This is a genomic window from Paraburkholderia denitrificans (assembly GCF_042655705.1).
Classification (GTDB): Bacteria; Pseudomonadota; Gammaproteobacteria; order Burkholderiales; family Burkholderiaceae; genus Paraburkholderia; species Paraburkholderia denitrificans.
Genome location: NZ_JBHSMP010000044.1, coordinates 1 through 14,883, shown reverse-complemented (window position 1 = coordinate 14,883; position 14,883 = coordinate 1). Strand labels below are relative to the sequence as shown.

Below are 14,883 nucleotides of genomic sequence, written 5' to 3'. Positions count from 1 at the left end.
ATTCATTAACGCCCGGCTCCGTCCGCCGGATGACCGCCTATCCCGAAAATCCGACAGTCTCCTAGACCGGCAGCACGGAGGCCACCAAAGTCTGCGTATAGGGGTGCTGGGGGTCGTCGAGCACCTGGTCGGTCAGGCCCGATTCGACGACCGTGCCGCCCTGCATCACCATGAGACGGTGCGCGAGCAGGCGCGCGACGCCGATGTCGTGCGTGACGATCAGCACCGAGAGATGCAGCGTCGTGGTGAGCGTGCGCAGGAGGTCGAGCAGGCGCGCCTGCACGGAAACGTCGAGCCCGGCGGTCGGCTCGTCCATGAAGACGAGGCGCGGCCCCGTGACGAGATTGCGCGCGATCTGCAGACGCTGCTGCATGCCGCCCGAAAACGCCGAGGGCAATTCGTCGATACGCGCGGCGTCGAGTTCGACGCGCTCCATCCACTGCTGCGCCGTGTGGCGAATCTGGCCGTAGTGGCGCGCGCCGACGGCCATCAGCGGCTCGCCGATATTCGCACCGGCCGAGACGCCCGCGCGCAGCCCGTCGCGCGGGTTCTGCTGCACGAAACCCCATTCGGTGCGCGTGAGCAGACGTCGGCGCGGTTCGGAAAGCGCACGCAGATCGAGCGTTTCGCCGTTGGCGCCCGCATAGTGCAGTTCGCCCGAATCGGCTTCGGTGCGCAGCGCGAGCGTGTTGAGCAGCGTGGTCTTGCCCGAGCCCGATTCGCCGACGATGCACAGCACCTCGCCGGGATAGAGGTCGAAGCTCACGTCGCGGCAGCCGTTGCGGCCGCCGTATTGCTTCGTCAGATGACGGGCGCTCAAGAGGGGCGTCATGCGCGTTCTCCGCTTTGCGGGGCATGCGCGTCCCTAGCCTCGTCCGCTTGATCGTCGTGTTCGGCGCGTTCGCGGCGGTCGTGGCAGTAATCGCTGTCCGAGCAGACGAACATGCGCTTGCCCGTATCGTCGACGATCATTTCATCGAGGAAGCTCTCGCGCGAGCCGCACAGCGCGCACGCGTGCTCCCAGCGCTGCACCTCGAACGGATGGTCGTCGAAGTCGAGACTGCGCACCGGCGTATAAGGCGGAATCGCGTAGATGCGGCGCTCGCGGCCCGCGCCGAACAGTTGCAGCGCGCGGTTCATATGCAGTTTCGGATTGTCGAACTTGGGGATCGGCGAGGGCGACGTGAGATAGCGGCCGTTCACCGTCACCGGGTAATCGTAGGTGGTCGCGATGCTGCCGTGCTGCACGATGTCCTCGTAGAGCTTCACGCTGATGAGGCCGTAATCGGCGAGCGCGTGCAGCTTCCTGCACTCGGCGACGCGCGGTTCCAACCGGAAGAGCGGCTCGGGCATCGGCACCTGATACACGAGGATTTGCGCTTCCGTGAGCGGCGTTTCCGGAATGCGGTGACGCGTCTGGACAATCGTCGCGTCCTGCGTGCGGCGCGTCGTCTTCACGCCCGCCGTGCGCGCGAAGAAGCGGCGGATGTTCACGGCGTTCGTCGTATCGTCGGAGCCCTGGTCGATCACCTTGAGCGTGTCGTCGGCGCCGATGATCGCCGCCGTCACCTGGATGCCGCCCGTGCCCCAGCCGTAGGGCAGCGGCATTTCGCGCGAGGCGAACGGCACCTGGTAGCCAGGCACCGCGACCGCCTTCAGCAGCGCGCGGCGGATCATGCGCTTCGTCTGCTCGTCGAGGTACGCGAAGTTGTAGCCGTCGGCGGCCTGCGTTTCGTGCGACGCGATTGCGGCGGGCACGCCGGTGGGTATGCGGGTGGGCACGGAAGCGGGTGCGTTCATGCGGCCTCCTCATTCTGCCCGGGCGGGCTGTGATGTTGCGCGCGCAACCTGCGCACGAGTTCGAGTTCGGACTGGAAGTCGACGTAGTGTGGCAGTTTCAGGTGCTGCACGAAGCCCGATGCCTCGACGTTGTCGCTGTGGGAGAGCATGAACTCGATGCCCTGCGTCGGCGAGGCCAGCGTCTCGCCAAGTTCCCCGCCGCGCAGTGCGCGGTCGACGAGCGCCATGGCCATGGCTTTGCGCTCCGCGTGGCCGAAGGCGAGGCCGTAGCCTTGCGTGAAGGTGGGCGGCACGTCCTTGCTGCCCGCGAACTGGTTGACCATCTGGCATTCGGTCAGTTCGATTTCGCCGATCTCGACGGCTTCGCCCAGCTCGTCCAGCATCATTTCTACAGATATCGAACCAAACCGGATTTCACCAGCGAACGGATGCGAGTGCGCGTAGCCGCGCTGCGTTGCGTACCCCATCGCAAGGAGAAAGCCCTCGTCGCCGCGCGCGAGATTCTGCAAACGGATCGTGCGATCTGCCGGAAACGCGAGCGGTTCGCGCGAGAGATCGCCGGGTTCGGGTGCGTCGAGTGTTGGCGTTTCCTGTTCGATCAGGCCTTCCTTGTCGAGCAGCGAGACGACACGCGGCATCGGCTCGCCGGTCGCGCCCGCAGGCCGCGCCGCGCGCGGTGCATCGTCGTCCGCTTCTTTGTCCGCCTCTTCGTCCACTTCGCCGCTTTCGGCGAGTAGTGCGAAATCCAGCAGCCGCTGCGTGTAATCGTACGTCGCGCCGAGCACCTGCCCGCCCGGGACATCCTTGAACGTCGCCGATATGCGGCGTTGCACCTGCATGTGTTCCGTTTCGACGGGCTCCGTGTAGCCGAAGCGCGGCAGCGTCGTGCGATAGGCGCGCAGCAGAAAGATCGCTTCGACCAGATCGCCCGCTGCCTGCTTGATCGCGAGTGCGGCGAGTTCCTCGTCGTAGACGGAACCCTCGGTCATTACGCGCGCGACGGCGAGGCGCATCTGCTCGCGGATCTGCGCGACGCTCAGTTCGGGCACGCGCGTGTCGCCACGGCGTGCCTGGTCGAGCAGCCGCCACGACGCTTCGATTGCGCGCTCTCCTCCTTTGACGGCGACGTACATCAGTTCATCTCCACAAGAGTCGTGCGCGGCAGGCCAACGAGCTGGTCGTCGCAGACAAGATAAAAATCGATGCCGCACGGAAACAGCGCGGCCAGCGCGGCGCGCTCGTGCCAGAACCGCTCGGGCAGGCCGACCGGCGCGATGGTGTGCGCATCTTCGATGCCTGGTCCGCGCAGCGTGACCGGTGCGCCGTCCGTGAGCGAGTCGACGCGCACGAACACCGTGGCCGACTGCTCAGGCGTTTCGGGCGTGCCGCTTGCGAGCGTGGCGAGGGACGGCAGCGCGGCGGCGTCGTGGACATAGGCGAACGCGGCATCGGCCGCGACCGTGGTGAGCGGCGCGCCCGAGTGAAAGCGCAATGCGGCGGCGAGCGCTGCATCGGGCTGCGCAAGCCAAACGGGCGTTGCGTAGTCGCACAGCGCGAGCAGCGACGCGAATGCCGCGCGTCCCACGCCTGTGGCGCCTGGCGTCGTGTCGGCGGCGGGCAGGGCGGCCTGGATCACGCCGATGCGGCCCGGACGCGCCAGTGCGTCGAGCAGCGCGCGGAACACCGCTTGCGTGTCGTGGACGGGATCGGCAAAGCCGGGAAGGAGCGCGTCGAGTGTGTCGAGCGCGGCGCGTGCGGTGTCTGCGGTGTCGGTGGGTTGTGGCGTCTGTACTGCGTGATTCATGCATCACCTCGCACCATGGTGAAGAACTCGACTTTCGTGCTGGCCGTTTCGTTGCGTCGAGCGTCGCGCCGTGCTTCGAGGCGCGCGGCAAGCGGCGCGATCAGTTGCGCATGCAACTGTGCGTGGCGTTCTGGCTGTTGCAGGAGCGCGTCGGCGAGCGCCGCCAGTTCGGCGCGGCGCTTGTCGCGACCCAGATGGCATGCGACGCCGACCGTGCCGCCGTCGGCCGCATGAAGACGCAGCGTTGCACGCGTCACCGTCGCTTCGCCGAGATTGAAGGCGTTGCCCGTGCCGCCGATCCGGCCCCGCACCATCGCGAGACCTGTTTGCGGCGCGCGCAGCCAGTCGAAGGGCGGTGCGGCGTTGCCGCCGAACGCGGTAGCAAGCGCGGCAGCGAGCGCCGCTTCCAGCTCGGCGCGCGGCGTGCGGGCGAGCACCGCCATCCATGCGCGCCGCGACGCGGCAGAAGGCGGGGCGGAAGAAGCGTTCATCTGGATTCCTGTGTCGTGAACGTGATGGCCAAGCGCGCATTGCGGCACTCATTGCGGCAATGCGCCGCTGCAGGCGTCGTCATTGGAGCATCGATTTATATAGACGTCTAGACGTCTGTACGTTCAAATGCCCGCTTGTTGCAACGCGATGTAGGAGATGATTCATATTTCGATCACGCCTCGCGCACTACAATGCGGAAACCGCCATTCAAACCGAAGGGAATGACAGCACCATGACATCGAACGACGACGCGCTGCACGGCGCGCAGCTTGAGCGCGGCGCGGGCGTGGCGGTGTGGCGCCAGATCGAGCAGATACTCTCGGCCGAGATCGCGGCGAAAGGCTTCGGCGACGATGGCCGCCTGCCGAGCGAAGGCGAGCTGGCCAAACGCTTCGACGTGAACCGCCATACGGTGCGGCGCGCGATGCTGGGCCTTGCGGCGCTCGGGCTCGTGAGCGTGGAGCAGGGGCGCGGAACCTTCGTGCAGCCGGGCGCGATCGACTACACGATCGGCAAGCGCACGCGCTTTACGGAAAACCTTCAGCGGCACCGGCATTCGGCGGCGGGCAAACTGCTCGCCTCATCGCGCGTGAAGGCCGATCCCGCGGTCGCAAAGGCGCTCGGCATTCGCGCGGGCGCACTCGTCTACCGGCTGGAAACGCTGCACGAATCGAACGGCGTGCCGCTTACCTACGCGCGCAACTGGTATCCGGCCGCGCGGTTCGCCGATCTGCCCGCAGTGATGGAGCGCGTCGAAAGCGCATCGAAGGCGCTGGCCGAATACGGCGTGACCGATTATCTGCGCAAGTGGAGCCGCATCGGCAGCGTGCTGCCCGAGGCGGAAGTGGCGCGGCGGCTCAATATCAACCGGCAGCAGCCGGTGCTGTGGGTTGAGAACGTCGACGTCGACATGAACGGCGTGCCGATCAAATACGGCATCACGCATTTCGCGGCGGACCGCGTGCAGTTGATGGTGGAGCACGACGTATGACGCTCGACATCGAAGCATGGAACGACGCGTCGCGCTTTGCGATCTACTATGCGCCGCCGCGCGATTCGGCGTGGTGGCATGAGGGCTGCGCGTGGCTCGGCCGCGATGCGGAAACCCATGAGCCGTTGAGTTCGCCGCAGCCCGCCGGTCTTTCGCGCCCGCTTGCCGCGCTGACCGTGGCGCCGCGCCGCTATGGCTGGCACGGCACGCTCGTCCCGCCCTTTCGTCTCGCGCCGGGCGTGACGCCTGATGCGCTGTTCGCCGCCGCGCAGCGATGGGCGGCGACGCGCGCGTGTTTCGAGGTGGCCGTGAAGGCCGCGACGCTCGGACGGTTCGTCGCGCTGCGCCCCGCCGACGATGCGGGCGATGCCGCGCTGCGCGAAGTCGCGGCCGACGCGCTGCGCACACTCGTGCCGCTGCGTGCCGAGCCGACTTGCGCCGAACGCACGCGCCGGCTCGATGCCCCGCTTACCGCGCGCCAGCGCGCGTACGTGGAAGAGTGGGGCTATCCGTACGTATTCGACGAATACCGCTTTCACATGACGCTCTCCGATTCGCTCGACGACGCACATGCGCGCGATACGCTGACCGCTGCGTGGAATGCGCGGATGCACGACGCCGGGGCGCTGCCGGTGGACGGTGTCGCACTCTTCGTGGAGCCGCAGCCGGGAGCGCCGTTCGTGCTGTGGCGTCGCGCGGCGTTTGCGCGTGGGGAGCGGCGCGCGTGATGGCGTCGCTGATCTACGTTATGGGACCGTCGGGTGCGGGCAAGGACTCGCTGCTCGACTTTGCGCGAACGCGCCTCGCGGCGGACGGCGTGATGTTCGCGCACCGCTACATCACGCGCGCGGATGGCGGCGGCGAAAACCACATCGCGTTGACCGACCCCGAATTCGAGGCGCGTTCGCGTCGCGGCCTCTTCGCGCTGCAATGGCGCAGCCACGCGCTGCGCTACGGCATCGGCGTGGAAATCGACCAGTGGCTCGCGCACGGTTGCACGGTGATCGTGAACGGCTCGCGTGGCCATGCGGGCGAAGCGCTGGCGCGCTATCCGCAGACCCGGTTCGTCCACATCGAGGCGGCGCTCGAAGTGCTCGCTGCGCGGCTCGCCGCGCGCGGCCGCGAGACGCCTGAGCAGATCGCCGCGCGTCTTGCGCGCCGGGCGCCGTTCGATGCGCTGGCGGGCGCAAGCGTCGATCGTATCGACAATTCGGGCCGTCTGGAGGACGCGGGCGAAGTCTTCGTCGATGTCGTGCGCCGCGTCGCGGCCGGGCGCAGACCGGAGCGCGGGCGATGTACTTGAACTCGCGCCAACCTGCACCAACCCGCACCAACGAACGTCAGGTGCGCTGCGCGACCATGCTGGAGACGCGCCGCGCGGCTTCCTGAAGCGGCTGGAGGAAGGACTTGACCACCTGCTTCGCCGACGTGCGTTGCGCATTGCCGCTGATGTTCATCGCCGCGATCACGCGGCCCTGGCGGTTGCGGATCGGAACGGAAATCGAAATCAGGCCGCCTTCCAGTTCCTGGTCGACCATGGCCCAGCCCTGCTCGCGCACCTGGGCGATGATCTTCTTCAGCTCGTCCTTGTCGGTGACGGTGCGCGGCGTGTGCGCGTAGAGCGGGGCGGAGCCGAGCGTCGCGTCGAGGTCCGCATCGTCGAGGGCCGAGAGCAGCACGCGTCCCATCGACGTGCAGTAGGCCGGCAACCGGCTGCCGATCGAGAGGTTGATCGTCATGATCTTGTGCGTCGGCACGCGCAGGACGTACACGATTTCGGTGCGGTCGAGCACAGCCGCCGAGCAGCTCTCGTGGACCTCGGCGGATAGTTCTTCCATGACCGGCTCGGCGAGATTCCAGAACGGCATCGACGTGAGATAGGCGAAACCGAGGTCGAGAATCTTCGGCGTGAGGCGAAAGAGCCGCCCTTCGGTCTCGACATAGCCGAGCGTCTGCAGCGTGAGCAGGATGCGGCGCGCGCCGGCGCGCGTGAGGCCGGTGGCAGCGGCGACGTCGGTGAGCGTTTGCGCGGGATGCTCGGCGTTGAACGCGCGGATCACCGAAAGCCCGCGGGCGAAAGACTGCACGTAGGAGTCGCCCGGTTTGTCGGGAGTCTCCGTGGGCTCAGCGGAACGGGCGGGCGAGGCACTGGATGCGGAGGTCATAGGCGTCGGAATGTGTCCGGCAGCGGCGCGTAAGGAGCCTACGACAATAGCGCATGCGACCTGTTTCGCCAACAGGCAGCGCAGGCGACGGCGCGCCCGCGTGCAGCGGGCTTGCGCGCGCTGCGCCTGCGGGCCGGGCGCGCGACGCGCACGAAACACTATGCTAGCGGCTGCGGCGAGCGACTTTGACGCGCCGTCACAGAAGCATGCCAACCGACTGAAAGGAGACCACGACCATGCCCCGCTTTGCGGCCAACCTGACGATGATGTACGCCGAACACGCCTTTGCCGACCGTATCGCGGCGGCGGCGCGTGACGGCTTCGCGGCGGCCGAGTGCCTGTTCCCCTACGAATTGCCCGCCCACGACCTGAAGTCGCGCCTCGACGAGAACGGCGTCGAACTGGTGCTGTTCAACGCGCCGCCCGGCGACTGGGCGGCGGGCGAGCGCGGCATCGCGTCGTTGCCGGGGCGCGAGGACGAATTTCGCCGCGGCATCGACCAGGCGCTCGACTACGCGCGCGCGCTCGGCACCCGGCGCGTGCACGTCATGGCGGGGTTGCGCGAGGCGGACACGCCGTACGAGGCGCAACGCGAGTGCTACCTGCGCAATCTGGCCTGGGCGGCTTCGCAGGCGCAGTCCGAGGGCATCACGGTCCTGATCGAGCCGATCAACCCGCGCGACATGCCCGGCTACCTGCTGAACCGTCAGGACGACGCGCAAGCGATCCGCGCCGCGCTGGGCGCAGCGAACCTGCTCGTGCAGTTCGACTGTTATCACTGTCAGATCGTCGAAGGCGACCTGGCCATGAAGCTGCGGCGCGACATCGGTGGGATTGGCCATGTGCAGATCGCAGGCGTGCCGCAACGGCATGAACCGGATACCGGCGAGGTGAACTACCCGTATCTGTTCGCGCTACTCGACGAACTGGGTTACGGCGGCTGGATCGGCTGTGAATACCGGCCGCGCGGGGCGACGTCGGCTGGATTGGGCTGGGTTCGATCGTATCTGTCTGATCGTTCGTGATGCAAATATTCGCGTGCGCCGGACGCCCCTCGCCCGCCGAGGTTGGTTGAAGAGCCAATAAGAGCAAATAAGAGCAAATAAAAATGGCTCGTGGGCACCGTCGAATTCGTTTTTTTGGGATCGAGTTACCGTCACGCGATCCAATCCGGTGATCCGAAGGGCTTCTCCAAAGCCGGGAATCGGGTCGCCAGAATCGTTAATGCCGCCGTTTTTACGGCGGCGATTTCCAGGCTTTTCTGACAGTTTTCGCATAAAGGTTAATTACCTTTAAACATTGCTTCGTATGTTTAATTATTATCTGTAGGACTACTTGCGCCATTACGTCGCACCCGGGCGAATTTGGTCTTCGTTGCGGGGTAATATTTGGCGTGGATCAATTTTTGAACAGGATTCCTTACGTAAAATTGCGCCGCTTCAAGCGTGGGTGCATTTGTCGTGGATTTTTTGCGATGCAAATGCCCGGTGTGTCAACTGCCCCATGTGTCAACTGCGTGATGTGTCAACGGCGTAATGCGTCAAAGGTCCTTCAAAGGGAAAGCGTGCAAACATGACAGAAAGAAAAGCCTTCAAACGATGGCTCGTCCTCCTCGGCAGTGGGTTGGCCGTCTCACTATCGGGGTGTAGCGGCAATTTTGCGCTGCTCGACCCGAAGGGCAGCATTGGCGTTGCCGAAAAGTCGCTCATCATCACCTCGACGGTCGCCATGCTGATCGCCATCGTGCCGGTGATCTTCCTCATCCTGTTTTTCGCCTGGCGCTATCGCGCGTCGAACCGGAACGCCGCCTACGCGCCGAAATGGGCCCATTCCACGATGATCGAAATCGTGGTCTGGACCATTCCCTCGCTGATCATCCTCTACCTGGCCATCATCACCTGGAAGACCACCCACGAGCTCGACCCCTACAAGCCGCTCACATCGGACGTCAAGCCGATCAACGTCGAAGTCGTGGCGCTCGACTGGAAGTGGCTCTTCATCTACCCGGACCTCGGCATCGCGACGGTGAACCAGCTCGCCATGCCGGTCGGCACGCCCGTGAATTTCCGCATCACGTCGGATTCGGTGATGAATTCGTTCTTCATTCCGCAGCTCGGCACCCAGATCTACGCGATGGCGGGCATGCAGACGCGTCTGCACCTGATCGCCGACCACGCGGGCGACTACGCGGGCCTGTCGGCGCAATACAGCGGCCCGGGCTTCTCGGACATGAAGTTCCGCACGCTTGCCACGAGCCAGCAGGAATTCGACGCATGGGTCGAGAAGGTGAGGGCGTCGTCGGCGTCGCTCTCGATGGACGAATACGCGGCGGTGGCGAAGCCGAGCGAGAAGGATCCCGTGCAGCACTTCTCGAGAGTCGATCCGAAGCTCTTCAACAACATCGTCGCGAAATACAACAACGGCCACGTCACCGATTTCCGTGACGCTGTCTGCCGTGTTGACGGGAAATTTGAGGGGTAACGCATGTTAGGCAAACTTACTTTAGAAGCGATTCCGTTCGATCAGCCGATCATCATGGGCGCCGCGGCGTTCATGGCGCTGATCGTGCTGGCTGTCGGCGGTCTGGTGACCGTCACCGGAAAGTGGAAGTACATCTGGAGCGAATGGCTCACGAGCGTGGACCACAAGCGTATCGGCGTGATGTACATCATCGTCGCCGTGCTCATGCTGCTGCGTGGCTTCGCCGACGCCGTGATGATGCGCATCCAGCAGGCCATAGCATTCGATTCGCCGGGCTATCTGCCGCCGCACCACTACGACCAGATCTTCACGGCGCACGGCGTCATCATGATCTTCTTCATGGCGATGGCGCTCATGATCGGCCTGATGAACATCATCGTGCCGCTGCAGATCGGCGCGCGCGACGTGGCGTTCCCGTTCCTGAACTCGCTGTCGTTCTGGATGACGGCGATCAGCGCGATCCTGATCAACATTTCGCTCGTGGTCGGCGAGTTCGCGCAGACCGGCTGGCTCGCGTATCCGCCGCTTTCGGAGCTGCAATACAGTCCGGGCGTGGGGGTCGACTATTACTTGTGGTCGTTGCAGCTCTCGGGCGTCGGCACGTTGATCTCGGCAGTCAACTTCTTCGTCACGATCCTGAAGATGCGCGCTCCGAGCATGAACCTCATGAAGATGCCGGTCTTCACCTGGACGTCGTTGTGCTCGAACGTGCTCATCATGGCCACGTTCCCGATTCTCACGATCGCGCTCGCGCTGCTCGGCCTCGACCGCTACGTCGGCACGCACTTCTTCACGAACGACGGCGGCGGCAACGCCATGCTGTACCTGAACCTGATCTGGGCGTGGGGCCACCCTGAGGTGTACATCCTCGTGCTGCCTGCGTTCGGCATCTATTCGGAGATCATTGCGACGTTCTCGAAGAAGCCGCTGTTCGGCTACAAGACGATGGTGTACGCGTCGTGCGCCATCATGGTTCTCGCATTCCTCGTGTGGTTGCACCACTTCTTCACGATGGGCGCGGGCGCCAACGTCAACGCGTTCTTCGGCATTATGACGATGATCATCGCGATCCCCACGGGCCTGAAGATTTTCAACTGGCTGTTCACGATGTATCGCGGCCGTGTCCACTTCACCACGCCGGTGCTCTGGACGATCGGCTTCATGGTGACGTTCACGATCGGCGGCATGACGGGCGTGATGCTCGCGATTCCCGGTGCGAACTACGTGCTGCACAACTCGCTGTTCCTCATCGCGCACTTCCACAACACGATCATCGGCGGTGTGGTGTTCGGCTTCCTCGCGGGCCTTCACTACTGGTTCCCGAAGATCTTCGGCATCAAGCCGAACGAGAAGCTCGGCAAGGCGTCGTTCGCATGCTGGCTGGTCGGCTTCTATGTGGCGTTCGTGCCGATCTACGTGCTGGGGTTCATGGGCATGACGCGCCGGACCAACCACTACGACAACCCCGACTGGCAGATCTGGCTCGTCATCGCGGCGATCGGCGCGGCCATCATCGCCCTTGGCATCGTGATCCAGATCGTGTCGTGGGTCGAGGCGTACCTCCACCGCAACAAGCCGGAAAGCAAGGATGTGACGGGCGATCCGTGGGACGGCCGTACGCTCGAATGGGCCACGTCCTCGCCGCCGCCGGTCTACAACTTCGCGGTGATCCCGCACGTGAGCGACATCGACGCTTTCGCCCACATGAAGGAAACCGGGCGTGGCCTCGGTCTCGAAGCGCACTACCGCGATATCCATATGCCGTCGAACACGTCGGCAGGTTTCATCGTCGGCATGTTCAGCCTCGTACTGGGCTTTGCGGGTGTGTGGCACATCACGTGGCTGGCCGTGCTCGCGCTCGTCGGCATCGTGGTGACGGTCGCGGCGCGCAGCTTCGGCAATAACGACGGCTACACCATTCCTGCCGAGCGCGTGCGCGAAATTGAAGAACAGCGTCACCGCGCCGCGGTCGCACTGGAGGCCAACTGATGTTACAGAAAACCAATCAGGCGAACCTCGCCGAATCCGATCACCAGGACCACCCGGAGTCGCACTCGGTATTCGGCTTCTGGACCTATCTGATGACCGACTGCGTGCTGTTCGCCGCGCTGTTCGCGACGTTCGCGAGCCTCTGGCATCAGTTTGCGGGCGGCCCCACGGGCAAGGACCTGTTCGAGCTGCCGGGCGTGGCGATCGAAACCGGACTGCTGCTGCTCTCCAGCATCACGTTCGGATTCGCGATGTTGAACGCGTACCAGCAGAAATCCGGCAAGGTCATGCAGTGGCTCGTGGTGACCTTCCTGCTCGGCGCGCTGTTCCTGTTTCTCGAACTGCGCGAGTTCTCGCAACTGATCGCGGAAGGCGCGAGTCCGCAGCGCAGCGCGTTCTGGTCGTCGTTCTTCGCGCTGGTCGGCACGCACGGTCTGCACGTTTTCATCGGTCTGATCTGGATGGCCGTGATGATGATTCACGTGCTCCTCAGGCCGCAGCTCGGCGAGCACGAAATCCGCCGCCTCGCATGTCTGGGCCTCTTCTGGCACTTCCTCGACCTCGTGTGGATCTGCGTGTTCACTTTTGTCTATCTCGGGAGCGTGGTCTAAATGGCTCATTCTCACTCGCAGGCTCACGGCAGCACCGGTAGCTACATCCTGGGCTTTATCCTTTCGGTGATCCTCACCGCGGCCGCGTTCGGCGTCGTGTGGTACGGCGCGCTCGATTCGGGTAGCGCCCTGGCCGTGCTGGCCGTTCTCGCGTTCGTGCAGGTTATCGTTCAGCTCGTGTTCTTCCTGCATCTGAATTCCGGGCCGGGACGCGGCATGAACATGATTTCGCTCGGCTATACCGTGGTCGCCGCCGCGTTTCTTATTTTCGGCACGGTCTGGGTCATGAACAACGTCGCCATGCATATGATGTCGCGTTAAACTCCGGCCCCGCTCGCGTGCCTGACGGCCGCACAGACTTCACGTCTGTGCGGCCGTTTCACTTGCGACAGGGCCGTTCGTGCGCTTGAGACCCACTTGAGACCGGTTTGACACCCGCTTGACATGCATTCAGCGGCCCACCTATGATGGGCAAAAATGTTCAACTAACGATCTGTGGTTCGTGTATAGAACAAATGCACCGGGCGGCACGTTCATTCGTTGAATACCTTCTGCGCTGCCCATCAATCAGGAGATTTGCATGGCGGAAGCTTTTCTGTGCGATGCGATTCGCACGCCGATTGGCCGCTACGGCGGCGCCCTCGCTCATGTCCGTGCGGACGATCTCGGCGCTGTGCCGATGAAAGCGCTGGTGGAGCGTAACAAGGACGTGGACTGGTCGGCACTCGACGACGTGATCTACGGTTGCGCAAACCAGGCTGGCGACGACAACCGCAACGTTGCGCGCATGTCGCTGTTGCTGGCGGGGTTGCCGGAGGCGGTGCCCGGCAGCACGCTGAACCGTCTGTGCGGTTCGGGCATGGATGCGGTCGGCAGCGCCGCGCGCGCAATCCGCGCCGGTGAGGCTGGCCTGATGATCGCAGGCGGCGTCGAGAGCATGAGCCGCGCACCGTTCGTGATGGGCAAATCCGCGAGCGCGTTCGCACGCGACGCGGCGATCTACGACACGACCATCGGCTGGCGCTTCGTGAATCCGCTCATGAAGCAGCAGTACGGCGTCGATTCGATGCCCGAGACGGCTGAGAACGTCGCCGTCGACTACAACGTGAGCCGCGCCGATCAGGACGCATTCGCGCTGCGCAGCCAGCAAAAGGCGGCGCGCGCGCAGGGCGACGGCACGCTCGCGCAGGAAATCGTCGCGGTGACGATTGCGCAGAAGAAAGGGGAGCCGATCGTCGTTTCGCGCGATGAGCATCCGCGCGAGACGAGCCTCGAAGCGCTCGCGAGGCTCAAGGGCATCGTGCGCGCGGACGGCTCGGTGACGGCGGGCAACGCTTCAGGCGTCAACGACGGCGCGTGCGCGCTGCTCCTTGCCAACGAAGAGAACGCAAAGCGCTTCGGGCTCACGCCGCGTGCGCGCGTGCTCGGCATGGCGACAGCCGGCGTCGCGCCGCGCGTGATGGGCATTGGTCCGGCGCCCGCCACGCAAAAGCTGCTCGCGCGCCTGAACATGACGATTGATCAATTCGACGTGATCGAACTGAACGAGGCGTTTGCATCGCAGGGGCTGGCGGTGCTGCGCATGCTGGACGTCGCCGACGATGATCCTCGCGTCAATCCCAACGGCGGCGCGATTGCGCTCGGCCACCCGCTCGGCATGAGCGGCGCGCGTCTCGTGACGACGGCGCTGTATCAGTTGCAACGCACGCAGGGCCGCTTTGCGCTGTGCACGATGTGCATCGGCGTGGGCCAGGGGATTGCCATCGCAATCGAGCGCGTCTGATCGCTGCGCACCTGCGTTCACTGGCCTGCCGCAACGCCGCAGATCGAACGATCTGCGGCATTTTTCGTCGAGACGCGTGCAGGCTTCGCCGCGAGGGTGCGGTAATGCAGAAGGCGACAGGTCCGCGCCGGTCTCCGGCAGCGGACTGTGCATTAAGGCGTACGGCGTTCAGTAACCGCCGCTCGATGAACTCGAATTGCCTGAACTGTTCGATGAGCTGTCGTTCTTCTGATTCATGTTGTCGTCCGCGGCCGCCGGGGACATTGAGGCCGAGACAATTCCGAGGCTGACGAGACACGCAAGAAAAATACGAAATCGCTTCATGGTGATCTCCTGTTGGGGAAATTCGCAGGACGTCCCGCCCGGAGATATCCAGCGAGGTATGCATCACACAATTACCGACGATGCCGAAATGCCGGTTCATCGCGAACGCAGGCGTCGACATAGCGTTAAACGCGGCGCACGGGCGCCTTATTCCCATGTGCAATAACGATGCCGTTGTCGTTGAAGGGGAGCATCGTCATACACGAGTGATTTCCCGTGCCGGAGCGGGTCTTTACGTTTGCGCGCGTCGCGTGAGTACCACAAAAAAATGATAGCTCCGTGACAGCCATAATTTGCCATTTTCCTTTTATAACAACGGGTTAAGCAAGAATCCGACATATCTCCCAGATATTGAAACAGTCTGTTTCACATGCGGCATTCCCGCTGGAGCAGGTTTGGCGATTAAATCTCGTCCGCAACCTGGCTCCGACATTCGCAGCCAT

General features: G+C 64.2%; 15 protein-coding genes. 9 read left to right on the top strand and 6 right to left on the bottom strand.

The genetic code is table 11. The features are described from left to right. Positions 1-61: 61 nt before the first annotated feature. The 5 genes from phnK to phnG are packed head-to-tail and all read right to left on the bottom strand — an operon-like array spanning position 62 to position 4,095. Positions 62-832: a phosphonate C-P lyase system protein PhnK gene (gene phnK / locus ACFPTO_RS24600; protein ID WP_377715625.1), complete on the bottom strand. Its 771-nt coding sequence runs from the start codon at positions 830-832 to the stop codon at positions 62-64. Then, positions 829-1,800, bottom strand: a complete 972-nt coding sequence (locus ACFPTO_RS24595; protein ID WP_377715623.1) for an alpha-D-ribose 1-methylphosphonate 5-phosphate C-P-lyase PhnJ — start codon at positions 1,798-1,800, stop codon at positions 829-831. The genes phnK and ACFPTO_RS24595 overlap by 4 nt, the downstream gene beginning before the upstream one ends. Then, complete coding sequence (locus ACFPTO_RS24590; protein ID WP_377715621.1) at positions 1,797-2,933, bottom strand: carbon-phosphorus lyase complex subunit; 1,137 nt, start codon at positions 2,931-2,933, stop codon at positions 1,797-1,799. Before ACFPTO_RS24590 ends, ACFPTO_RS24595 begins: the two co-directional genes overlap by 4 nt. After that, entirely contained in the window at positions 2,933-3,604 is a 672-nt protein-coding gene (gene phnH, locus ACFPTO_RS24585) for a phosphonate C-P lyase system protein PhnH (protein ID WP_377715619.1), read from the bottom strand. Before phnH ends, ACFPTO_RS24590 begins: the two co-directional genes overlap by 1 nt. Beyond that, complete coding sequence (gene phnG, locus ACFPTO_RS24580; protein WP_377715617.1) at positions 3,601-4,095, bottom strand: phosphonate C-P lyase system protein PhnG; 495 nt, start codon at positions 4,093-4,095, stop codon at positions 3,601-3,603. The genes phnH and phnG overlap by 4 nt, the downstream gene beginning before the upstream one ends. Before the next feature lie 233 nt (positions 4,096-4,328). On the opposite strand from phnG, the gene phnF reads away from it, so the two are divergent. From phnF to phnN, 3 genes are read left to right on the top strand one after another with little or no spacing between them, the layout of a single operon-like run. After that, positions 4,329-5,087 (top strand): phosphonate metabolism transcriptional regulator PhnF, encoded by a 759-nt coding sequence (gene phnF, locus ACFPTO_RS24575; protein ID WP_296659389.1) that lies wholly within the window; start codon positions 4,329-4,331, stop codon positions 5,085-5,087. Beyond that, complete coding sequence (locus ACFPTO_RS24570) at positions 5,084-5,815, top strand: DUF1045 domain-containing protein (protein WP_377715615.1); 732 nt, start codon at positions 5,084-5,086, stop codon at positions 5,813-5,815. The genes phnF and ACFPTO_RS24570 overlap by 4 nt, the downstream gene beginning before the upstream one ends. Next, the gene (gene phnN / locus ACFPTO_RS24565) at positions 5,812-6,390 is read left to right on the top strand and encodes a phosphonate metabolism protein/1,5-bisphosphokinase (PRPP-forming) PhnN (RefSeq protein ID WP_377715613.1); all 579 of its coding nucleotides are present in this window, start codon (positions 5,812-5,814) and stop codon (positions 6,388-6,390) included. Before ACFPTO_RS24570 ends, phnN begins: the two co-directional genes overlap by 4 nt. Positions 6,391-6,427: 37 nt before the next feature. Here phnN and ACFPTO_RS24560 read toward each other — a convergent pair whose 3' ends face one another. Beyond that, on the bottom strand, positions 6,428-7,252 hold the full coding sequence (locus tag ACFPTO_RS24560) for an IclR family transcriptional regulator (RefSeq protein WP_377715611.1): 825 nt from the start codon (positions 7,250-7,252) through the stop codon (positions 6,428-6,430). A gap of 236 nt (positions 7,253-7,488) precedes the next feature. Between ACFPTO_RS24560 and otnI the strand changes: the two genes are divergently transcribed. The 6 genes from otnI (at position 7,489) to pcaF (ending at position 14,116) form a co-directional block, all read left to right on the top strand. Then, positions 7,489-8,277: a 2-oxo-tetronate isomerase gene (otnI, locus tag ACFPTO_RS24555; protein WP_377715609.1), complete on the top strand. Its 789-nt coding sequence runs from the start codon at positions 7,489-7,491 to the stop codon at positions 8,275-8,277. A 547-nt stretch (positions 8,278-8,824) separates the two neighbouring features. Beyond that, the gene (cyoA, locus tag ACFPTO_RS24550) at positions 8,825-9,733 is read left to right on the top strand and encodes a ubiquinol oxidase subunit II (protein ID WP_377715607.1); all 909 of its coding nucleotides are present in this window, start codon (positions 8,825-8,827) and stop codon (positions 9,731-9,733) included. 3 nt (positions 9,734-9,736) lie between these two features. Next, a complete protein-coding gene (gene cyoB / locus ACFPTO_RS24545) occupies positions 9,737-11,722 on the top strand; it encodes a cytochrome o ubiquinol oxidase subunit I (protein WP_377715605.1) in 1,986 nt (661 codons plus the stop codon). Next, positions 11,722-12,333, top strand: coding sequence for a cytochrome o ubiquinol oxidase subunit III (cyoC, locus tag ACFPTO_RS24540; protein WP_377715603.1), 612 nt, complete (start codon positions 11,722-11,724; stop codon positions 12,331-12,333). The genes cyoB and cyoC overlap by 1 nt, the downstream gene beginning before the upstream one ends. Continuing rightward, positions 12,334-12,654 (top strand): cytochrome o ubiquinol oxidase subunit IV, encoded by a 321-nt coding sequence (gene cyoD, locus ACFPTO_RS24535; RefSeq protein ID WP_377715601.1) that lies wholly within the window; start codon positions 12,334-12,336, stop codon positions 12,652-12,654. It abuts the gene before it with no gap. A gap of 259 nt (positions 12,655-12,913) precedes the next feature. Then, the gene (pcaF, locus tag ACFPTO_RS24530) at positions 12,914-14,116 is read left to right on the top strand and encodes a 3-oxoadipyl-CoA thiolase (RefSeq protein WP_377715599.1); all 1,203 of its coding nucleotides are present in this window, start codon (positions 12,914-12,916) and stop codon (positions 14,114-14,116) included. The last annotated feature ends 767 nt before the right edge of the window (positions 14,117-14,883 follow it).